Source organism: Pedobacter sp. KH_004 (genome assembly GCF_057840755.1).
This window is the reverse complement of record NZ_CM174519.1, coordinates 4,554,633-4,577,932: the sequence shown is the minus strand read 5'-3', so window position 1 is coordinate 4,577,932 and position 23,300 is coordinate 4,554,633. Positions and strand designations below refer to the sequence as shown.

General features: G+C 39.0%; 14 protein-coding genes. 4 read left to right on the top strand and 10 right to left on the bottom strand.

Annotation, left to right across the window (positions count from 1 at the left end):
- Positions 1 to 50 precede the first annotated feature (50 nt).
- Together AC3ITD_RS19740 and AC3ITD_RS19735 are read left to right on the top strand one after the other, a co-directional pair.
- Positions 51 to 1,667, top strand: coding sequence for a GH35 family beta-galactosidase (locus AC3ITD_RS19740; protein ID WP_489362336.1), 1,617 nt, complete (start codon positions 51 to 53; stop codon positions 1,665 to 1,667).
- The gene (locus AC3ITD_RS19735) at positions 1,667 to 3,586 is read left to right on the top strand and encodes a sialate O-acetylesterase (RefSeq protein ID WP_489362334.1); all 1,920 of its coding nucleotides are present in this window, start codon (positions 1,667 to 1,669) and stop codon (positions 3,584 to 3,586) included. The genes AC3ITD_RS19740 and AC3ITD_RS19735 overlap by 1 nt, the downstream gene beginning before the upstream one ends.
- Before the next feature lie 58 nt (positions 3,587 to 3,644).
- Here the strand turns inward: AC3ITD_RS19735 and AC3ITD_RS19730 are convergent, their stop codons facing one another.
- The 3 genes from AC3ITD_RS19730 to AC3ITD_RS19720 are packed head-to-tail and all read right to left on the bottom strand — an operon-like array spanning position 3,645 to position 10,243.
- Positions 3,645 to 5,300 carry an endo-1,4-beta-xylanase gene (locus AC3ITD_RS19730; protein WP_265797316.1) on the bottom strand — a complete coding sequence of 552 codons (1,656 nt, stop codon included), beginning with the start codon at positions 5,298 to 5,300 and terminating at the stop codon, positions 3,645 to 3,647.
- 23 nt (positions 5,301 to 5,323) lie between these two features.
- The gene (locus AC3ITD_RS19725; RefSeq protein ID WP_489362332.1) at positions 5,324 to 7,132 is read right to left on the bottom strand and encodes a RagB/SusD family nutrient uptake outer membrane protein; all 1,809 of its coding nucleotides are present in this window, start codon (positions 7,130 to 7,132) and stop codon (positions 5,324 to 5,326) included.
- Between the two features lie 27 nt (positions 7,133 to 7,159).
- The gene (locus AC3ITD_RS19720) at positions 7,160 to 10,243 is read right to left on the bottom strand and encodes a SusC/RagA family TonB-linked outer membrane protein (protein ID WP_489362330.1); all 3,084 of its coding nucleotides are present in this window, start codon (positions 10,241 to 10,243) and stop codon (positions 7,160 to 7,162) included.
- A 249-nt stretch (positions 10,244 to 10,492) separates the two neighbouring features.
- On the opposite strand from AC3ITD_RS19720, the gene uxuA reads away from it, so the two are divergent.
- Positions 10,493 to 11,662 carry a mannonate dehydratase gene (uxuA, locus tag AC3ITD_RS19715; protein ID WP_489362328.1) on the top strand — a complete coding sequence of 390 codons (1,170 nt, stop codon included), beginning with the start codon at positions 10,493 to 10,495 and terminating at the stop codon, positions 11,660 to 11,662.
- Position 11,663: 1 nt separating this feature from the next.
- Here uxuA and AC3ITD_RS19710 read toward each other — a convergent pair whose 3' ends face one another.
- The 7 genes from AC3ITD_RS19710 to AC3ITD_RS19680 all read right to left on the bottom strand — a co-directional run bounded on the left by AC3ITD_RS19710 (position 11,664) and on the right by AC3ITD_RS19680 (position 22,179).
- The gene (locus AC3ITD_RS19710; protein ID WP_489362326.1) at positions 11,664 to 12,686 is read right to left on the bottom strand and encodes a LacI family DNA-binding transcriptional regulator; all 1,023 of its coding nucleotides are present in this window, start codon (positions 12,684 to 12,686) and stop codon (positions 11,664 to 11,666) included.
- A gap of 71 nt (positions 12,687 to 12,757) precedes the next feature.
- Positions 12,758 to 13,918, bottom strand: a complete 1,161-nt coding sequence (locus AC3ITD_RS19705; RefSeq protein ID WP_489362324.1) for an acyltransferase family protein — start codon at positions 13,916 to 13,918, stop codon at positions 12,758 to 12,760.
- 376 nt (positions 13,919 to 14,294) lie between these two features.
- Positions 14,295 to 15,395: a glycoside hydrolase family 43 protein gene (locus tag AC3ITD_RS19700; protein WP_489362322.1), complete on the bottom strand. Its 1,101-nt coding sequence runs from the start codon at positions 15,393 to 15,395 to the stop codon at positions 14,295 to 14,297.
- A 25-nt stretch (positions 15,396 to 15,420) separates the two neighbouring features.
- On the bottom strand, positions 15,421 to 18,285 hold the full coding sequence (locus tag AC3ITD_RS19695; RefSeq protein WP_489362320.1) for a glycosyl hydrolase 115 family protein: 2,865 nt from the start codon (positions 18,283 to 18,285) through the stop codon (positions 15,421 to 15,423).
- Position 18,286: 1 nt separating this feature from the next.
- A complete protein-coding gene (locus tag AC3ITD_RS19690) occupies positions 18,287 to 19,411 on the bottom strand; it encodes an endo-1,4-beta-xylanase (RefSeq protein ID WP_489362318.1) in 1,125 nt (374 codons plus the stop codon).
- Between the two features lie 72 nt (positions 19,412 to 19,483).
- Positions 19,484 to 20,515: a LacI family DNA-binding transcriptional regulator gene (locus AC3ITD_RS19685; protein WP_489362316.1), complete on the bottom strand. Its 1,032-nt coding sequence runs from the start codon at positions 20,513 to 20,515 to the stop codon at positions 19,484 to 19,486.
- A 119-nt stretch (positions 20,516 to 20,634) separates the two neighbouring features.
- On the bottom strand, positions 20,635 to 22,179 hold the full coding sequence (locus tag AC3ITD_RS19680) for a glycoside hydrolase family 10-like protein (protein ID WP_265797306.1): 1,545 nt from the start codon (positions 22,177 to 22,179) through the stop codon (positions 20,635 to 20,637).
- A gap of 206 nt (positions 22,180 to 22,385) precedes the next feature.
- On the opposite strand from AC3ITD_RS19680, the gene AC3ITD_RS19675 reads away from it, so the two are divergent.
- Positions 22,386 to 23,288 carry a hypothetical protein gene (locus AC3ITD_RS19675; RefSeq protein ID WP_489362313.1) on the top strand — a complete coding sequence of 301 codons (903 nt, stop codon included), beginning with the start codon at positions 22,386 to 22,388 and terminating at the stop codon, positions 23,286 to 23,288.
- Positions 23,289 to 23,300: the final 12 nt, after the last annotated feature.

The following is a 23,300-nucleotide window of genomic DNA, read 5'->3' as shown; positions in this document are numbered from 1 at the left end:
ATTTTAGTGCTTCCATTTTGATGAAAATCATTCTAACCATTAAAATATTTATGAGAAAGACTCGCATGTTATTGTTTACGCTATTAACTTCTTCTACATTAAGTTTATTTGCTCAGCCCTACTTGAAACAACAAGGAAACATCAAGCAACTCTATGTTCGAGATAAACCATACCTAATTTTAGGCGGAGAGCTAGGCAACTCAAGTTCATCCAATACCGATTACATGAAGCCCATTTGGAGAAAAGTTAAAAGCTTAAATGCAAATACAATTTTGGCGCCTGTATATTGGGAATTAATTGAGCCCGAAGAAGGAAAATTTAATTTTGATTTGGTTAATGATTTAATTGCTAATGCCAGAAAGAATGATCTGAAATTAATATTCTTATGGTTCGGGGCCTGGAAGAATAGTATGTCTTGTTATGCCCCCGGTTGGGTAAAAAAAGATCAGAAAAGGTTTCCCAGAGCCACAGATAAAAACGGAATAGGGCAAGAAATATTAAGTCCATTTTCTGATAACAGTTTAAACGCGGACATCAAAGCTTTCGAGGCGCTCACATCGTTCATAAAGAAAATCGATAGTAGCGACCAGACTGTAATTATGATACAGGTGGAAAATGAAATTGGCATGTTGCCGGACGCCAGAGACCATAGCATATTGGCGAATGCAGCCTTCAAAAAACCCATTCCGGTGAAATTAGCGGATTATTTAAAAAAAAATAAAAATAATTTAATACCAGAGTTTAGTGCGGCTTGGACAAAGAATGGATCGAAGACTACCGGTAACTGGGAAGATGTATTTGGCAAGAATTTGGCTACCGAGGAGATTTTTATGGCCTGGAACTATGCGGATTTCATCAATAAGTTAACCAGAGCTGGAAAAGCAAAATATAACTTACCAATGTATTTAAATGCAGCATTAAACTATAAAAAAGAAGCCAAACCGGGAGAATATCCAAGCGCTGGTCCGCTACCTCATATTATGGATATTTGGAAAGCAGGGGCACCAAGCATCGACATGTTTTCTCCAGATTTTTATAATCCAGACTTTAAATATTGGAATGATTTATATGTTCGTGGTGAAAACACGCTATTTATTCCAGAAATTCGTTTTGAACAAGGCGTTGGCGCAAAAGCATTTTATGCCATTGGCCATTACAATTCCATGGGCTTTTCTCCATTTTCTATTGAGAACGGGGATGAAAAAATGAATGCCGACATTGGTTCTGCATATAAATTACTAGATCAATTAAGTCCGCTTATTTTACAGCATCAGGGTAAAAAAACCATCAATGGTATCTTGTTCGACAAAGCCAATTCTAAGCAGGAAATTCGTTTGGGCGACTACATCTTTCTCTTTTCTCATGATTTAAATCTGGGTTGGTCGGGTAAAGCAAAAGATGAAAATTGGCCAATTACAGGCGGATTGATTATCCAATTGGCTCCTGATGAATTTATCATTGCAGGAACTGGAATAGTGGCCACATTTAAACCCCTAAAAGATAACTTTAGAGCCGGCATTGCCCAGATAGACGAAGGTGTTTTTGAAAATGGAAAGTGGATTCCAGGCTTGAGGTTAAATGGAGATCAAAACCATCAAGGCAGACATTTAAGAATTGCTGAAGGCGATTACAGTATCCAAAAAATTAAACTTTACTCTTATCAATAATGAAAAAGTGGTTTATAATTCCAATTATCTTTTTGAGTAATTCAATCTGTTACGCACAAATTAAGCTTCCAAGACTGCTTAGCGACGGGATGGTTCTGCAGCGCAATGATAGCACAAAAATTTGGGGTTGGGCTGCGGCAAACGAATCGGTCACATTGCAGTTTAAGGGCAAGCCTTATTTAGGCAAAGCCGATCAAAATGGCAATTGGAGCATTAAACTTCCACCACAAAAGGCTGGTGGACCGTATCAAATGGTGTTTTCGGCAAGTAATAAAATTATATTGAAAGACATTTTATTTGGTGATGTTTTTTTATTTAGCGGACAATCCAACATGGAACTGCCGATGGGCAGATTAGTAGACCAATATCCGAATGAAATAGCCAACAGCAACAACTCTAATATTAGGCAGTTTTTGGTACCCGATGAATATGACTTTAAGGCAAAACGGAAAGATTTTTCAGCTGGGTCTTGGCACACAGCCAATCCTACGACCCTACTTGACTTTTCGGGTGTAGCATATTTTTTTGCTTTAGATATCAATAAAAAAAACAAAGTCCCGGTTGGAATTATTAATGCTGCATTGGGCGGTTCTCCGGCACAATCTTGGATTAGCGAAAGCGCCATTAAAAACTTTCCCCAACTAGAAAAAGAACTCCTGGAATTTCAAGACGATCAGCTCATTAAACGAATTGAATCCTCAGATCAGGCGGCATCTAAAGCTTGGTATACCCAATTAAATAACGGCGATGAAGGATTGAAAAACAACTGGCGAAACAACATCAATGATAAGGATTGGTCAGAAATGAATATCCCTGGTTATTGGGCAAATGAGCCAATGGGAAAAGTTAATGGTGTTGTTTGGTTTAAAAAAGAGGTCACTATCCCCCAAAATATGGTGGGCAAATCATCGAAATTGTTGCTGGGAAGAATCGTTGATGCCGACTCGGTATTTATTAACGGAAAATTTGTTGGAGCCACCAGTTATCAATATCCACCAAGAAGATATCTCTTTAATAGTGGAATTTTAAAAGCGGGGAAGAACACCATTACCGTCCGTATTGTAAATAATTCAGGAAACGGTGGTTTTGTAATGGATAAAGATTATTTATTGCTAGCAGGAAACGATACTGTTAATTTAACCGGTAAGTGGAAATATAAGTTAGGAGTAGCATCGAAACCTTCACCCTCACAAACTTTTGTGCGCTGGAAACCCGTAGGCTTATATAATGCCATGATTGCACCTTTGGCAAACCTAAAGATAAAAGCCGCTGTATGGTATCAAGGTGAAGCGAATACTTATGATCCGAAAGCATATTTCGCTTTAATGAAAAGCTTAATTTCGGATTGGAGAGCAACATTCCATAACCAAAATCTTCCATTTTTGTATGTTCAATTGCCCAATTTTATGGAGGCAAAGGAGAACCCGACGGAAAGCAATTGGGCGGAACTGAGGGAAGAACAACGCCGTTTATCATCAGAAAATAATACTGCGATGGCCGTTGCAATTGATTTGGGAGAATGGAACGACATCCACCCTTTGAATAAAAAAGATGTTGGCAAACGATTGGCATTACAAGCTGTAAATCTCATTTATGGCGATAAGAAAACCGTACATTCCGGTCCTACGTTAAAAACGATAAAGGCGGAAAATGGCAAACTCATTTTAACATTTGAAAATATTGGTAAAGGGCTCGTGGCAAAAGGAGCTACAAAACTTAAATACTTCGCCATCGCGGGCGCTGACCAAAAATTTATCTGGGCTGATGCTGAGATTAAGGGAAATCAACTGATTGTTTTTAACAAAGAAGTCACCAAGCCCATGTTTGTACGTTATGCTTGGGCAGATAATCCCGAAGGGGCCAACTTATATAATATAGAAGGATTGCCAGCTTCTCCATTTGAGGTCCGCATAAAATAAATTAAAAAAGAAAAGCCATTCCTGTTCACCGGAATGGCTTAATTACTATATATTTAGTTTATTGTCCTTTCAATCCTTTGGCAAAACCCGAGAAAGCAGGTTTTTTTCCATAAGTAGCATTGAATAAAAGTGGTGCATCATTTTTAGCTAAGCTGGTAGTAATCCAACTATCAGTATCTGCAACACCCCAAACTGTTATTCCGCCGCGTTGCGCTTCCGGAACATATTTTAAATAAGCTTTTACCACGTAATTGTACATTGCTGCCTGAAGGTTTTGAAGCGCAGTTGAGGAACCTACGTTACCCACCTTTTCTGAAGGATTCAACCTGATGTCGAGTTCTGAAATTCTCACCTTTAATCCAGTTGCTGCCAATTTTTGAAACATGTCGTTAATCATATTGTATGATGTGTTGATGTTGCAGTGCATTTGTGTACCTACACCTGTAATTCCAGTATTCGCAGCTTTTAATTCTTTAGCCATCGCTACAAACGCATCCAGTTTAGCGGTGCTGGACTCCAAATTATAATCATTCATGTATAAATCTGCCTTAGCATCAGATGCTCTCGCATAAGTAAACGCCTTTGCGGCATAATCTCTACCCAAATAATTTTGCCAAACAAATACATCAGTTCTTCCTGTCGAGGGCGTATTTGAATTATTTCTCAATTCCGCCGCGTCACTAAACGGTTCGTTAATTACATCCCACGCCGTAATTTTCCCCACATAGTGAGAAACTACTGTTTGAATGTGATTCTTCATCGCGTTATCTACAAGTACAGTTAAGGCACCACCCGATGGAGGTGCAACAATTGAAGCATCGGTGATGCTTACATCATCGATATAAAGGGTATTCTGAGTACCGCCTAAATCAAACGCCAACTGTATTGCGGTTACACCAACTGGAATAGCATAATCATAAGTAACTTTTGAATAAGCAGTTGTTACAGGTTTTCCTCCTTGGTAATTTACCGAACCCGCAGCAGCCCCTAAATATGGACGAATTTCGAATTGAATATTTTGTGCCGCAGCACCTTTTATGTAGTAAGAAATGGTATAAGTTTTACCAGCTGTGACTGGAATTTGCGCTTTTGTGGCTATCTGTGTATTATAGTTTTGTCCGCCAGCAGGCACATTAACCTGAAGTGCTTTTGCACCAGCATTTACATTACTGCCGGTGCTTACAAATTGCCCGGCACCATTTAAAACCTGCCAACCATCTGCAGGTTCGGCCGTCGTGCCGACTGCTGTACTTTCAAAACCAGGATTTACAACCAAATTTGTTGGCCCAGAACCACTTCCGCCACCACCGATTAAGCCATTGTAATAAGATGCTCGTTGCTGCGAGTGCCAAACCAAGGTATGGCCAAAAACTTTAATTCCTGCTGTTGTGGCAAGATTATAAAAGTTATCAGCCCTTGTAAAATCGTAACTTCCATCCGCTTTCACTACGGCATCATTTTTCAATTCATTGCCAAATGTAATCCAACCTGCTTCGCGTTTTACAACAGCCCAATAACTGTTGTTGGTTGACGAAAGCGGGTACTCTGCAGCCATTCCCAATGGGAAAGACACTAGCGATTTTAGTACAGCTGCACTATCAGTGAATTGTACATCGGCCAAGCTATCTGCTCCTTTATATATATCTTTCTTGCAAGAATACATCCCAACTACTGTCAATAACAGTAAGCCAGGTATAATTAATTTCTTTCTCATGTTAATTTCCTTTGATTATTTGACTAGTAGTATCCCGGGTTTTGGTATTTGTTTCTATTCGAATCTCCACCCGGATCTACAACACTGTTGATTTGACTTTGAGGAATCGGACGCAAATTGTGGAAGTCTTTCACATTCGGTGCACCATCAGGGTTGTAAGCTTTAACACGCTCAACCAATTTTTTACGTACAGCCAAATCTGCCCATCTTAAACCTTCTCCACACAATTCTCTTGTACGTTCATCCAAAATAAAATCTAAATTAACTTGGGCTACAGTAATGGTCATTGCTGCCTTTCTCGTTGCCAACTCACCAGCACTAAACCACGATCGGTAAGCAGCTCTTTCTCTCAACGTGTTAATTAAAGGAACCGCATCGCCTGCACGACCATCCTGAAGGGCAGCTTCGGCAGCGATTAAGTAAACCTCCGAAAGTTTCGCTACGATGTATGGCCTACCAGAAACATCTTGAAAGTTGTTACGCACACTATCGTCGTATTTTTTCAAATTCGGATACAATTGGTTGGTTTTGTTTTGGTTCGACCAGTATTCTGATGGACCTAAAACTTTATATTTTTTACCTAGCGCTTTCAATTGCGCCGCTCTGGCATCACTGGGCGCCAGATAAATTGCCGTATCGCCAATGGCGAAACCTACACCAGCCAATCTGGTTTTAAAGGTCTCCAATTCTGCACCAGTTCGCAAGGTTGCTACCCTCCACATTGTTCTGAAGGTTGCATCGTAGCGGCTATCATTTCCCTTATCAGCAAAAACACGATTAAATACATTCGCCGTTGGCGCCAATTGCCTTAATGGGCGGCCATATTGCAATGGCCGATCATCAATTAATGAAACTCCACCTACGGTAACCGCATTTTGATAATTGCAGTTAAACAAGTTATTTGATAAGTTTACTTTATCGGCGAAATCGCTACCTGGATTTGCCACCTCATTATTTGCATTGTTTAATGGCAAACGCTCAACAGAATATAAAATTTCTCTGTTGTAGTCATTGCCTTGTTTATGCACTTGACTATAATCTTGCAGTAAATCGGTTCCGTATTTCGCCTTATTGTTGATTAATTCCATCGCTGTTTTATAAGCATTGGCAAAATCTGAGGATTCTTTAGCATCAGAATATCCGCGGTACAAATAGATTTTTGATAACAAATGTAAAGCTGCAGATTGCGAAAGTTTAAAAGCATTTGTTGGGCGTGTAACCGGGAGGTTCTGACTAGCAAAAGTCAGGTCATTAATCATCGCCTGATAATTCTTTTTCAAGACATCGTTAAATGGAATACGGTTGAAGCCATAATATGCTACATCAGTAAAAACCAGATCACCAGAACCTAAATCCAATGGCACAGCGCCAAATTGAATCACTAATAACATGTAATAATGTGCTCGCAAGTAACGGGCTTCGGCCATGATTACATTTCTTGCTGCATCGCTCATGGTTACCTGCGGTGCAAATTGCAAAATTGCGTTGCACAAGTTAATATTCGAGTAGTTTCTATTCCATGGGGTTAGAATTGATCCATTGGTTGGCGGAATTTGGTAGGTGCCTAACTCAAGGGTTTGTCCAGAGTTTCCCTGGTCCCCAAAAGTCCATTCGTCGGTACCCATATTTGCTAATAAAACAGCTCCAATTGGGCCATAATCGTAACGCATACCTGCATAAACAGAATTGATAGCTGCCTGTAAACCCTCTGGACTTTTAAAATAATCTGTAGTAAATGCTGTGTAAGGGCGTTCTTCAAGTGCTTTCTTACATCCTCCAAACATAATTATAGTTGAGAGGAGAATGGCTTGTATATAATATCTTATTTTCATTTTTATCAATCTAAGTAGTGAGGAGATTTAAAAAGTAACATTTAAGCCTGCCAAAAACGTTCTTGTTGGTGGTATTGCCGCACCAATTGTTAAAGCCCTGTTTGAAATGTTTCCAGGGTTTGAAACTCCTTGATTACCCGTTCCAGTGGCCTCTGGATCCATACCACCAGCTTTAACATAAGGCGAGTAGATAATGAAAGGGTTTTGTGCGGTTACATAAACCTTAATTTTTTGAGCACCTAATTTCCTCGCGATGTTGTTGGTGAAAGAATACCCAAGATTTATACTTCTCATTTTTACAAAGCTTGCATCGTAATAACCTAAAGTTGATCCTGCATCGCTAGTAAGCGCTGTTGTAATTTGTCCACCAGATACATTTGGTGAAGGGAAGACGTTAGTTGGATTGGTTGGTGTCCAATAATCAACAGCCAACTGGTTTCTACGGCCATCGTTTATGGTTAAATAACCTGCCAATGGCTGGTGTACCTGACTAATCAATGTTCCACCGAAGCGGGCGTAAACCACGAATGAAAAATCAAACCCTTTAAAATTAAAACGGTTAGTGATACCCCCTTGAATTTTTGCTTGAGCATTTCCGATTACATGTTTATCATCGACCGTTAATTTGCCATCGCGATTGTAATCTTCCAATTTTAATTGTCCCGGCACAAAACCATATCTCGCCGCCTCAGCAGCCTCATCTGTTTGCCAGATACCAATTTTATTGTAATCGAAAATTGCAGTCAATGGTTCACCAACAAATAGTTGTGCATTCGTTACCTGAGTGATATTTCCATTTAAAGCGATTAACTTATTCCTATTGAAATAGAAATTCAAATCCGTTCCCCAGGAAAAACCACTTTCAGTTTTAAAGTTTTGACTGGATAGGGCAACCTCTAAACCTTTATTTTCTACATTACCAATATTGGTTAAATAGTTTTCTGAAATTCCTGATGTTGGAGGAAGTGGAACGCCGTATAGTAACTTGTCTGTTTTTGCAGTATAATAATCAATGCTACCCGTTATGCGGTTGTTTAAAATCCCGAAATCTAAACCAATGTTAGTGGTACGGGTGTATTCCCAATCCAAATTAGGATCGACAATACGCGATACATAATAACCTATTTGTGATGAAGGGCCATAATTATATCGAACTCCATTCGAAGCCACACCGCCTAAAGTACTATAAGCTGGTACCGCCTGATTGGAAGTGATACCAAAACCTGCACGAAGTTTTAAGTTAGAAATTACCTTGAAATCTTTCATGAAATCCTCGTTGCTAATGCTCCACCCTGCCGAAACTGCCGGATATTGTTTCCATTTATTGCCGTTACCTAGGCGGGATGAGCCATCTCTACGACCGGTAACGGTAATCATGTATCGATCATTATAAACATAGTTCGCTCTCAACATCATCGAAATTAAAGTGGCCGATGATTCACTCCCGCCCAATACGGCTACCGGACCCACCGAGGATTGACCAAGATTGTAGAATTGTACAAAATCAGCAGTGATTGAATCCTTACTCACTGAAGTATTGTGATATTGCTCACGCTCGAATCCAAATAACGCCGTTACCGAGACGCGGTGTTTTTTTGCGAACGTTTTTTCGTAGGTTAATAAATTATCTAATGAATATTTTGTTCCAGTGCCATTATTAACTGAGGCTGTATTTCCTAGACCTGGCCTGAAATAACTGTTTGTTCCTCTAAACTGAGCACCTTCTTCTTGGTTGAAATCCAAACCAGCATTTAACCTGTATTTAAACCCGTCCAAAATTTGGACTTCCCCGTAAATGCTATTAAAAGTACGGAAACGGCGAACACGATCCACCCATTGATTATCGTTTGTTAACAACATTAATGGATTATAAGTGGTGTTTAAATCATCCAAGTTTCCTGCAGGCTTGATATTCACCGATCCATCGGGATTGTATGGAGAACTTAACGGACTTAGAGAAAGTAGCGGAAATACATTCAAACCAAATTGCGAACCATTGGTAATGCTGTAATTGGTTAAATTATTGAATCCTATTTTCACATATTTACCTACTTTGAAATCGCCTGTGGCTTTCATTGAAGCACGAGTAAAATCTTGACTAGGCAATGCCGATGTTTGTTTAAAATAACCTCCCCCAACTGAAAACTGGCTTTGTTCGCTACCGCCAGAAATACTTAGATTATTATCAGTCATGAAGCCATCTTTGTACAACAAATCTTGCCAATCGGTATTTCTACCAGTTGCAATACCCTGTTTCTCATCGGCCAAATAATCTTGATTAAAAATGGAGTAATCGCGAAGCGCTCTATATTGATCGGCATCGTAAACATTATACTTATTCGTGATTTTGCTAATACCATAATAAGTGTTAAATGAAACTCTAGTATCGCCAGCAATACCTCGTTTAGTGGTAATTAAAACCACACCATTTGCCCCACGAGAACCATAAATGGCGGTTGCAGAAGCATCTTTCAATACATCTAAACTGGCAATGTCATCAGGATTGATGTCATTTAAGGTTCCCCCGTAAGGTATACCATCCACAACGAAAAGCGGATCATTTGAAGCATTGATTGATCTTTCTCCACGAATCCTAATTTGTGCGCCTGCACCCGGACGTGTACCAACCGACTGTACCTCAACCCCCGCCATTCTCCCCTGCAATGCTTGTTGGATGTTGGCTACAGGAACTTCTTTAATGGCAGATCCACTTAAAGAAACCACCGAGCCGGTTACATCTCTACGCTTTTGTGTACCGTAACCAATTACCACTACCTCGTTTAGGTTTTTAGAATCTGGCGTAAGGGTGATATTATAAACTGAAACACCACTTTTAATTTCAATCTCTTGTGATGGATAGCCAATAAAAGAAACAATCAATGCTGTTTCGTTTTCAGGCGCATTGATGGTAAAACTTCCATCGTCACCAGCAACGGTCGATTTTCCAGAAATTTTTAGTTTGACCCCTGCACCAGGCAAAGGAAGATTTTTTTCATCCACTACTTTGCCCTTTAAATTTTTTTGGGCGAAAAGCAATGTTGGGGTTAAGCCTAATAAAAGTATTAGCATAACCATACGCTGCAAAAAGATTTTTTGTCTAGGTTTTCTCATAAACGGTTTAATTTAATTAACAGTTATTAGCTGCCACTTTAAATAATCTTAGCTCAATTTACCGGGTTAGAATTTTGGTATTCAAGACTTAGGGATATTTGGTTATGATAAATGTAGAAATTAAAATATAAATTTGCAACCGATTGCATAAAAATTTTTAAATTTATTTTTATTGTATCTTAAACAATAAAAAACGCTGTGTTTTTATTGTGTACCGATTGCATAAACTATACATATAAACTGCGAAAAATGAAAATGATTCAAACCATGCGCTGGTACGGACCAAGCGATATTGTAACTTTAACCGATATCAAACAAGCGGGCTGCGGCGGGGTAGTTACAGCTTTACACCACATTCCTGTAGGCGAAATTTGGCCAACTGCAGAAATTGAAAAAAGAAAAAAAGAAATCGAAGACCACGGCATGGTTTGGAGTGTAGTAGAAAGCTTGCCAGTACATGAAGACATTAAAAAACGAGCGGGAGATTACCAAACCTGGATAAATAATTATAAAACAAGCTTGACAAACCTAGCTATGTGCGGCGTGAAGGTTATAACGTACAATTTTATGCCCGTTTTGGATTGGATGCGAACCAATTTGAAATACACAACCGAAACAGGCGCCTTAGCGCTTCGCTTTGAAAAAACGGCCTTTATAGCATTTGACTTGTTTTTGCTTCAAAGACCAAATGCACCTACAGATTACTTACCGGAAGAAATAGAAAAGGCAACAGCTTATTTTAATCATTTAAACGAAGAGGATCGCAAAACGTTAACAGATAATTGCCTGCAAGGTTTACCCGGCAGCAATGATCAGTTCACCCCCCAACAAGTGCTTGCTTTGCTAGAGGGCTTCAAGGGAATTACAGCGGCAGGTTTGAAAGAAAATTTGGTGAAATTTTTATCAGAGATTACACCTATAGCCGATGGGCAAAGTATGCAGCTGGCCATCCATCCCGATGACCCACCCTACCCTATTTTAGGCTTGCCACGAATTATGAGCACTGAAAGTGATGCACAATATATAATAGACAGTGTACCTGCAAAATCAAACGGTTTATGTTTTTGTACGGGTTCTTTTGGCGCCAGACCGGATAACGATCTACCTGGTATGATTCAGAGACTGGGATCGAGAATTCATTTTCTACACCTAAGAAGCACACATCGAGATGAAGAAGGCAATTTTTACGAAGCTAACCACTTAGAAGGAAACGCCGACATGTACTCGGTAGTAAAGGAAATTATTGAATTAATGCAAGCTGAAAATCGAGATATTCCGATGCGACCAGACCATGGACATCAAATGATGGACGATCTTGTTAAAAATCCTTACCCGGGTTATTCTGCAATCGGTCGATTAAAGGGCCTGGCTGAACTTCGAGGCTTGGAGATGGGTATTCGAAAAAGCTTATTTGAGTAGACTAATCTATCTTTTTATCTGTCGATTGCCTTTCTACAACAGTCGGATCAAGTACAATGTGCTCAATAATCTTGTAAGGATCTTCCTGATTTACCATTTTCAAAAACATCTTTGCGCACTCTTTGCCAATTTTAGCAGGATGTTGATCAATGGTAGACAAATTAGGTGTGATGTAAGCCGAAAACGCTTCGTTTGCAAAACCGATTACCCCAATTTCTGGTGGCGTTTCATCAATTTCCTTAAGCTTTTTAATTACGCCCAAAGCGGTAAAGTCATCTCCGGCAACAATTGCATCAGGCCGATCTTTACAGCGCATCAACTTGCCTGCTCCAAACCTCCCATCTTTAATCGATAACCCACCGAAAATAATATGTCCATCAAGGACAGGCAAATTATTATCTACCAAAGCAGCCTTGTAACCTTTTAACCTATCATCAAAAATCTTAATCTGATGAACAGTGGTTACGAATGCAATTTTTTTATATCCTTTATCTATTAAATGTTGCGTGGCCACATAACCTGCTCTAAAATCATCAAGCGTAATAGTGGGTACCGCTAAATCTTCATGAACCCTATCGAACAGAATGAGTGGTTTATTCTGTTTAACAATTTCTGCAAAATGAGAAATATCTTCTGTTTCTAGCGACATAGAAGCCATAATGCCATCTACTTGAGCTTCCAACAAAGTGCGAACGCCGTTTATTTCATTCTCTACAGATTCATTCGATTGATAAATAATTACACGATAGCCGCTATCTTTTAGACCATCTTCGATACGATGAATAATAGATGCAAAAAAATGAGCCTGGACGCTCGGTACAATAACACCAATAATATGCGTCTTGCCCGATTTGAGTGCAGAAGCCAGCTTATTTGGACTGTAATTTAGTTTTTTAGCCGTTTCTACGACAGCCCTTTTTGTTGCATCGCTTATTGCAGGGAAACCACTTAGCGCTCTCGAAACGGTAGAGACCGTGATGTTAAGCGCTTTCGCTATATCGTATATGGTCGTTTTTTTTTTCAATTTTGATCGGATAATTTATAACCTGTAAATTGACAAGATAAGTTCAATCGATTGTTCTGGCAATTTAGTAATTATACCTTAATGATTACATTCTTTCTATACATGATGTAGAGCAGCACGTAAAAACCCAGTACGTAACTTATTGCCCAAGCCAACGATGCATTTACCGGCGTAAAATATGGCGTATAAAATGTGTTGTAAAATTTTTCTAAAAAAGCCGTTTTGGAACCATCAGCATTTGTAATTTTTACCAAATTTAAAACCCTCGGCATTAATCCGGCTAAAAAGAAGACAGTTATTGCGTTAACCCCATAAACAACAAATGGAGTTGCAATTTTTTTATAGCCCTGAACGTCGATGAGCCAATAGCAAAGTGCAAGACCCAAGGAAGCCAAGCCCCCCGCATAAAGCACGTAGGAGCTTGTCCACAACGCCTTATTTATCGGAAACTGAAGATCCCAAAGCAGCCCTAAGATTACTGCACCAATTCCTGTGGTAAACAACCAAGCTACTTTTGTTGGATTATCTACATCTTTTCGACGCATCCACACACCAACTAAAACACCAAATAGGCAAGTCCCAATTGCAGGCAAAGTACTTAACACACCTTCCGGATCCCAAGTTTTTGCTGCCGCCCAGATATGGGATTCCGTTAAAATGCCTCTATCAATCCACGCCGCTAAATTAGTTTCTTTTTCCAAATTGGGATAACCTACTCCTGGCACCGGGATAAAAGTCATTAATGCCCAATAAACAGCAAGTATAATTGTGAATATTCTGAATAAACTTTTAGTTGAAAATTTTAGGAAAATAATACTGCCAATGATGAAAACAACTCCTATACGCTGCAAAACACCCAATAGTCTAACAGTTTGAAAGGCTTCAATTAAACTTTTTCCATCGATTATTACCGCCATAAGTTTACCAAAAATCGCTAGGAAAAAACCTAAAAAGTAGAGGATTAGACCGCGTTTAATGGCTTTAAGAATCGTTTTTCCATGAGTCGACGGATCGGCTTTACTAGCGCTCATGGCAAATGCAATAGAGACACCGACAATCCACAAGAAAAAAGGGAAAATTAAATCGGTAGGTGTACAGCCATTCCATTGCGAATGTTCCAACGGTTCATAAATATGTCCCCAATTGCCTGGATTATTAACCAATATCATGGCGGCTACGGTTAATCCTCTAAAAAAGTCAAGTGATAGCAGGCGTCGTTTGGGTTCGGTCATGATTCAGGTTAAATTTACGCTAACTAAATTAAGGCTTTGTTTTAAGATAGTGAAATAATTGATGAACGACGTTTAGTTAGGCTTCGCATCGCTGAGGTGGTGAGTCTTTTCCGTCTCGATAAAAGGCTTATCAAGAAGGTATGGCGAATCCCGACTAGCGGAGTAAAATCCCAAAGACACCTATTTAAAATCAATAAAATTCCTTCACAATCTCAGCCTTTGATAATCGGTAAGTTAGTTAAACTTACGGAGCTGAGTTGGCATTTGCGTGCTGGGAAAAACTTGGCCAGTCTCCAAATTATTCCAAAATTCAGATTTCAAAATCCACCGCCCCTTTCAAACTATTAACCTTTGAGACTTGGTTAGTTGATCAGCATTACTTTTTTATCGGCTCAATCAATGCAATTGTACCATCTGCTTTATGCGTTAACTCGGTAACCTTAACATTTCTTAAATGTGTTTTTCCAGAAAGCTGCGTATCGTGATAGAAAATATACCATTTGCCTTTTATTTCGATAATGGAATGATGAGTTGTCCAGCCTTCTACGGGATTCATAAAAGTACCTTGATATTTAAATGGCCCGTAAGGTGTATCACCAATGGCTGATGCCAGAAAATGTGTATCTCCAGTTGAATAGGTAAAGTAATATTTTCCATTGTATTTGTGCATCCAAGCACCTTCAAAAAACCTTCTATCGTGATCTTTAGTTAGTAAGGGCTTATTATTTTCATCCAAAACAACCACATCTTTTGGACTGCCATCGAATGAAAGCATATTGTTGGTCAACTTAGCAATTTTTGCGTTTAGTGATGGCTCATTCTCTTTTTGCGAATCAGTTTTTGAACCATTTGCATCATACTTTCCATTATTCCAACGCTGCAGTTGTCCACCCCAAATTCCACCGAAGTACATATAGGTAGAGCCATCTGTATCTGTAAAAATTGCCGGATCGATGCTATAACTCCCTTCAATTGGCTTCGCTTCCGCTTTAAACGGACCTACAGGATTTTTAGATGTTGCTACACCGATTCGAAACACATCGCTTTTATCCTTTACAGGAAAGTATAAATAGTAAGTTCCGTTCTTGAGCGCAGCATCAGGTGCCCAGAGTTGACGACCAGCCCAAGGAATATCTTTAATGCTCAAGGCAATTCCATTATCGGTTACCTTACCATTAATGCTGTCCATGCTTAAAATGTGGTAATCTTTCATGTCAAAATGATCTCCATTATCATTTTCAGGAGTTCCTGCCTCTATATCGTGAGATGGATAAATATAAATTTTACCATTAAACAGATGCGCTGATGGATCGGCTGTGTATATTTCACTAATTAAAGGCTGTGACAAATACTTTGTGTTTTTGGAGGTATCAGCAGTTGCTTTACTTGCTGTTTTGTTGGTTTGCTGGCAAGAACTTGTGGCTGCTATTGCCATAATTAATGCCAGGCCAGGCATTTTTTTAAAATTCTTCATCATATTTTCAATTTATAAAAAGGTTGGATTAATTTATTTCGCTTCTAAAAGTTTCTGGGGGGCCCAGGAAACTCGGTTTTAAACCACCCAAATCCAGCACCATCTTTTGCAACACCACAGCTGGAGTTACCATCCAATATTTAATCGTGTGGCTGCCTGGTTTGCTTATAGTTACAGGAGTTTTAAAAATTTTTATATTATCCGCAACCGATTTTCGCCAAGCGGTTTCAGTTTTATAGTCAGCACTAATATTGACAACAACCGGCACGTCATCATCAATAGAAATCGCAAATTTTAAACCTTCTGAATTTGTAAAATCAATGGTTGGAGAAATAAAGCTGTTCAGAGTGAAAGTTCCTGTCTGATCTAAGTAAATATCATACTCCAAACGGGGAGTAGAAATATCAAGTTTCTGAATTGCCGAAGTTACAGGAACTGTAATCATACCACCCAAAGTTTTGCCATAATTTGCCAAGGTTTTCCAAAAAATTGGTCTACTGTTTACCGCTCTTGTATAATTCGGTGCTTCCATAGAAATGTAGCCATTTTGAGCGATGAAGCCAACAAATTTTTGATCGGCTGAAAGCGTACGATCCAAATAAATTGGAACGTTTAACTTAGTGCCATCGCTTGTCGAAACTGTAATGTTGTTTTGCGATTTTCCTTTTGGAGCTTTTGCCCAGTCGATACTCAGCAAAATTCGCTTTTCAGTAGTTATTTCTCCTTTCGGCTCCTGTACCAGGATATAAGATGGCGCTTTTATCTGATAACTAAAGCTCCCTTTTGCTTTGTTAAACAATTCAATATAATGTTGGTGATTACTGTCATTAAAGGTTGGTAGAGCAATATTCACTTTTTGATTTTTACTCCAATAGGCATCGCTACCCTCAATTGCCAATCCCGATTCAGCTTTGCTCAAATCTCCGGTTGATGTCAAAACCATGGTGTTTGGAATGGAATTTTTTTCTGGTTGTTGCCAATAAGTGTATCCAATGTGGGTTTGATCCATCATGTGATCCCACTTCCCGCCGGCCATTATTTTATTGTAATAATTGGATATCTCCCCGTCGCGTTTATACAATTGTGCAACTTTTTCACTCATATCATTTGTAGCCGATCGACCTTGTTTGGCATATAGTTTATTTCTAGCCACATGATAGTATAAATCATAAAGATTGGCGCTTGCCTCTACCGGATGCATCACCAATTGGTAGTAGGCATCTTTTTGATCAGCAGAAATTTGATCGTATATAAATTTTGCCTTTTGCTCCAACCTTTTGTAATCAGAAACTACATTTTCAAATTCGTTGTAATTGTTTAAGCTGTATATGCTATCCGTTAACAACTCTGGTTTTATGCGCCCGTTATATTTGGAATAAAAATCGAGTATATCGGCAATTTCGGCAGAATAAGTTTCGCCGAATTGCTTCGCAGACCAGTCGATTGTATATTGTTTTAATTTCTCTGATGGAATAGCATCAGGCGCCCAGGCATAATCCAAAAAGAACGAAATAGGAAATTCCATCGGCTTTAAATCTCCTACGTTAACTATCCAAATTTGGTTGGCATTATACTCGTAAGCTAAATTCATTTGTTCCCAAACTTTTTGAATAGGGTTGGTATTAATCCATTTGTAATTTCGCGGATCACCCACATAATCAAAGTGATAATAAATACCGTAGCCACCTTTCCTAGGTGCTTCATTTAGCTTTGGGAGTTTCCTGATGTTGCCCCAATTGTCATCGCAGAGCAGCAGCGTAATATCATCAGGGACACGCATTCCTTTATCATAGTAGGCTTGAACCTCTTTGTAAAGCGCCCAGAGCTGTGGTGTTTCCGAAGCAGGTTTTCGGGTTACTTTTTCAATAATATCTCTTTGATCTTTCACTATTTTCTCAAGCAAAGCGGTAGCTGTTCCCTCTGTCATCGGCTCATCCCCATCTCCACGCATACCAACCGTAATAAGTTGCTCTTTATCGGCCACCCGTTTTAAGCCAGTTTCCCAAAACTCCCTGAGTTGTGCTGGATTTTGGTCGTAATTCCACTTGCCTCCCTGATATCTTTTCCACTCATCGTGGGCTCGGGTTAAAGGCTCGTGGTGTGATGTTCCGATAACCACGCCATATTCATCGGCCAAAACCGGATTCATTTTATCATCATCATTAAAAGCACTGCCCCACATGGCAGGCCACAAATAATTGCCCTTTAACCTGAGAATAAGCTCAAACACTTTGGCATAAAACTTACTGTTGAAGCCTCCAAATTCTTTCCTGCTCCAACCAGATAAAGCTGGCGCCTCATCATTTAAGAAAATACCTCTGTATTTCACCGCCGGCGATGAAATTATATGCCTGCCCGAGATAGCAAATAAGCTATTACTTCTTTGTACAGGAACATCTGCCCAATAATACCATGGCGAAACACCGATTTGGCTACACAGTTCGTAAATGCCATAAATGGTTCCGCGTTTGTCGCTGCCAGCAATAACCAAAGCAGAATCTACGCCAGGGACTGGATTTTTAACCACTTCAATCAACGTACTTTCCCACTTTCCAGCGATACCAGCAACATTAATTTTGTTGTTTCTGATGAGCTCATCAACAATTGTGTTTTTGCCAATAGTCCCGATAATAATTGTAATGCCAGTGGCTTTATCGGTAGAAAAAACTGGATTAATTCCTGTGACTTTGTGTAGGTCGTTTTGAAGATCTTTTGCTGCTCTGGTAACACCCGGCCAATCGTTTCTGCTCACTAATATAGATGACACCATACCGCTATTGGCAATAGCAAAGCTTCCGGGGGTATACCTTTTAAAAATAAAAGGGTCGGTACCTGCAGCTAAGGAGATAGTCGTGAAAGCTAACGATACAATAAGGAGGACAAGTTTCTTCATGTTATTTATTTTTAAAATTGATCACTTCCCAGTACGCTTTTTTGGGTTCCAGGTTTGTATCGAAAAGTAGCGGATAATTTTTCCGCCCCTTAACCGGATACTCATCCAGCCAAGTGTATCGATCGGATATATTCCAGAAAGTGACATTGGTAATTGCAGCCTTAAATTTCCGGAATACCTTGAAAACCATGGCATATTGCGCAGCCTGTTTTCGCTGGAGCGCTAAGGTAAATTGATCTGATTCTCCAGATTTACGTTCCCTTCTTTCTTTTTCCCATGGATAAATAGACATATCAACCTCGGTAAACTGAATTTTCAATCCCAGTGATGAATATTTTTCAATTGCTGCTGTAAGCTGTTTTTCTGTAGGTTCCTGCAACGACCAATGTGCCTGCAGGCCAATTCCATCTATAGGAATGCCCTTTTCTTTTAAATCTTTAAGCAATCTATAAATCCGGTCACGCTTCTCTGGTCGCTCGGTATTGTAATCATTGTAGTAAAGTTTAGCATCTGGATCTGCAGCATGCGCAAATTCGAATGCTTTAGCAATAAAATCTTCGCCGCAGATTTTGTACCACTTCGAATCCCTTAAATAGTGTGATGGATTGTCGTCAATTGCTTCATTGACCACATCCCAGGCATATACTTTGCCTTTATATCGATTAACAACAGTGGTTATATGTTCTTTTAATCGTTGCAACAACACAACTTTACTTACTTCTTTGCCATCTTTATCTTGAAAAATCCAATCTGGTGTTTGCTCGTGCCAGCATAAGTTATGTCCGCGGATTTTAATGTTATTGTTCAGCCCAAAATTGATGATGGAATCGGCTTCGATCCAATAAAACTGGCCTTCTCTAGGTTGCAAAGAACTCATTTTCATGGCATTCTCTGCCGTAATGCTATTAAATTGTTTTTTGATTAGTTTCGCCTCATCGCCACTAAGATTTTTCGATGACACTGCTACACCAATAGAAAAATATTTTTGATAAAAATCTTTAAGTCCGCGTGATGTTTGGTCACGATTTGCCGGAATTTGAGCGCTGCAGGAATTGATGAACAGCACTACAGAGGAGCAAATCCATAATGCGCCCATAAATTTCCAGAATTTATAATCCTTGCCCATACGATATCTGGTTAATGCTTTGCCGTTTAATTTTAAAGCAGAACGGCAGCCTGCTTTTATTTCACTAGTACCTTAATTTCTATTTTTCAATGATGATCCTCGGATAATCAGTTCTGTATTGAGCAAAACCGTACCGGTAAAGCTTAAATCACTCTCTCCGGATAAATGGTTTAACATAATTTTAGCGATGTTTTCGCCCATTTCTGCACCCGGATAATTTATGGTGGTAATTGCTGGCTCTGTTACCTTTGATATTAAATCGTTGTTAAAACCCACGATGGCTATATCGTCTGGAATACGTAAGCCTGCTTCCTTGAAAATGGTGAGCGCAAAAGCTGCAGAAGAATCATTTGTAATAAATAATCCATCAGGAAATTTGTCCCGTCTCAAAATATCATTTGTTAACACATTCTGAATCGCTTGTTCAGTTAAATCAGTAGAGATAAATAAATTTGGGTCATACTCGATGTGGTAATCAGATAAAGCTTTCTGATAGCCCGCAAACCTGTCGTGGTATACATTTCTGGCGATATTGCCTGTAAGGTGTAAAATCTGTTTGCAGCCCTGCTTGATCAGGTGTTCTGTAGCATTATATCCCGCTTTAAAATTATCGATTAACACTTTGGTAGCCTGAATACTTTCCTCCACCCTATCAAAAAATATAATAGGAATATTCTTCTTTGTAAAAGTATCGAAATGACTGAAATCTACCGTATCTGCAGCCAAGGAAACAATAAGCGCATCTACCCTACTATTGAACATGGTATTCGCATTAGTTTTTTCTTTAGCCTGCTGTTCGAAAGACTGACTGATAATTAAATTATAGCCCGCATTGTTTGCCACCCTTTCAATACCAGAAAGGACAGATGACATGAACAAACTGTTTAACCGGGGCACAATTACTCCAATAGTGTTAGTTTTTTGCTTACGGAGATTTACGGCAAACTTATTGGAACGATAACCTAATTCAGCAGCCAGATTAGTTATTCTCTTTTTTGTTTTTTTATTAATCGCCGGATGATCCTGCAAGCCCCTGCTCACCGTCGTCGCAGAGATATTCAATCGCTCTGCTAAATCATAAATGGTTATTTCTTTTTCTTGCATAAATACGCCAACACAATCTATGTTGTATTTGCATGACTAAAGTTAGGATTAAATTTGCAAAGAAATTGCAATCGGTTGCATAAAATTGTAAAATATTTCTATTCCGCTGTTTTAGCCTATTATTCCTTAGCCAGCGGTATTTCTACACCTACCGGACCACTTGGTTCGCTTTCATTTTTTAACCGATCAAGTGCTGTAACCAGATAACTATATCTTTTACCTGTTTCAGCAGAGGTATCAACAAATGTTAGATAATCTTCAAAGCTGATTTTGAGAATATTTTTTGGATCCAACACTCCTATTTTCTCGCCTTCAGCAAAACGATAAATCACATAGCCCGAGGCCGTTTCTCCATCTTTCGCTTTGAGTGGATTTTGCCATTTTAAATGTACGCCATCTTTATGGGCATCAGCTGTTAACGATTGTGGTTCATTTGGAGGGGTTTCATCCAACCATGGCATTTGCGGAGGCAAGGCCGGATATTTATAAAAATCATTTTTCAAAGAATCACCTACCGATCTTGCCACTGTACTTAATGATTTTGAACTGAAAAACACGCTTCCCTGGATGCGGTTATGCTCTCTGATATATCGTATCTGTCGAGGGATTTCAGTCAAATTTTTCCAAGCTGCTTCTGCTCTGGAGTTTACCAAATACGCCCCCTGACCGATGTAGACATGCCTACCATAACTATTATTGCTCCACCAATCGAGCAAGGTACCGAACGGAGCAACTCTTCTGGTAAAAGTAAAATAGATTTGCGGATTGATATAATCTACCCACCCTTCTTTAACCCATTTTCTACTATCAGCAAAAAGCTCTGCATAATTCGATAAACCACTTGTTGCCGAGCCTTCAGGATCTTCATATTTATTACGCCAAATTCCGAAAGGACTGACACCAAATTTTACCCAACTTTTGTAATGGTGAATGCTATCATCTAATTGTTTAATCAGCTGATCGACGTTATTTCTACGCCAGTCTCTAACATCAGTAAAATTGTTTGGATACTTGCTAAAAGTTGCAGCATCATTAATCGTTTGCCCCTCAATTTTGTAAGGATAGAAATAGTCATCAAAATGAATTCCATCAACATCATATCCTTTGACAACATCTAATATTACCTGCACAATATATTCTCTAACCTCTGGAATGCCTGGATCAAATTGTTTTTTCCCTCCATAGATGAAAAACCATTCTGGATGTTTCCGAAATGCATGATCTTCGTGAAAAACAGTACTGCTGCTCATACTTGCACGATAAGGATTGAACCAGGCATGTAATTCCATACCCCGAAAATGCGCTTCTTTTATCGCGAAAGCCAAGGGATCGTAACCAGGTGCGGGCGCTAAACCCTGCTTTCCCATTAACCATTGGCTCCAAGGCTCACGCGATTTAGCATAAAACGCATCGCCAGCGGGCCTCACCTGCAAAATGATGGCATTCATGCCTTGACTTTTATGTCTTTCTAGAATACCAATCAGCTCTTGCTTTTGCTGATCAATGGTTAATCCGGGACGGGAAGGCCAATCGATATTGGTTACTGTAGCTACCCAAACACCTCTAAACTCTCTTTTTGGTGCAATTTTTGTTAAAGGTTGAGCATTTAATATATAAGGTAATACGGTTAAATATAAAAGTGCGTATAGGAAGTTTTTAAGCATTATTCTTGTCTTGTTTTTGATTCAGGATGCGTACTTGTGTTAATTTTAATACAAACGAACATTAGCAATAAACGATTTTTTTTAAAATCTCTTATAATTTTTATTAAAAATTATAATTTGCGCCCTGCTAAAATTAATTGTGTACTCCATTTACCTATGGAATAACAAAAGTATATTAATTTAAGAAGATACAGCATTATTAAAAAATGGAACCACAAAAGATTAATATAGGCGATAGAAACAAAATTTACTTCCTGGTTATAGTTATAGCTGCACTTATTGGAACAAATGCTTACCTGTTTTTTAAAGATCGACAGCAGAGCGAACGATTTGTTACCGTGAGTACTGAGAAGGATAAGTTGAGATTAGAAGTAGAAAAAATCGAGGTTGAGCTTGATAAAGTTGAGGCGCTAAATCTGGATTTAAATGAAAAACTGGTTGAAGAACAAAAGTTGGCTAGAGAAAAAATTGCCGAACTAAAGGTAGCCTTAGAGAAAGGAGAAATTACTCAAGGTGAATTAGACAAAGCCAATAACCAAATCAACGAGCTAAAAACTTTTGTAAAGAATTATAACGATCAGGTTATCCAGCTTCAAAAAGACAATATTTTCCTCAAAAACAGCCGTGATAGTTTAGAGAATACGCTCAAAAATATGAGCAATAAAGCTTCGGGTTTAGAAAGCGAAAACGCTAACCTGAATGCAAAAGTTAAAACCGCAGCGGCATTAAAACTTCAAAGTGCTGATATTATCGCTTTCAGAACAAAATTAAGTGGCAAAAAGGTTGAGGTTACCAAATCATCAACTGCCGAAAAACTAAGCGTTCGCTTTAACATTATTGCCAACGAGTTGGCAGAAAAAGGTCACCACAACATCTATTTACGGGTTTTCGATCCAGCGGGAAATTTACTTGCCGACGAAGGCAATAGGTTTGAAGCCGATGGACAAGAAATGCAATTCAGCCACTCTATCTACATCAACTATAATAATGATGATAGCACTTATGTGATAGATTGGGCTAACCCGAAACCTTTTATCAAAGGGATTTACACCGTAATTTTATATGCTGATGGCAATACGATGGGTAAAGCCCAGGTAGATCTTCGTTAATATCCTAACAGT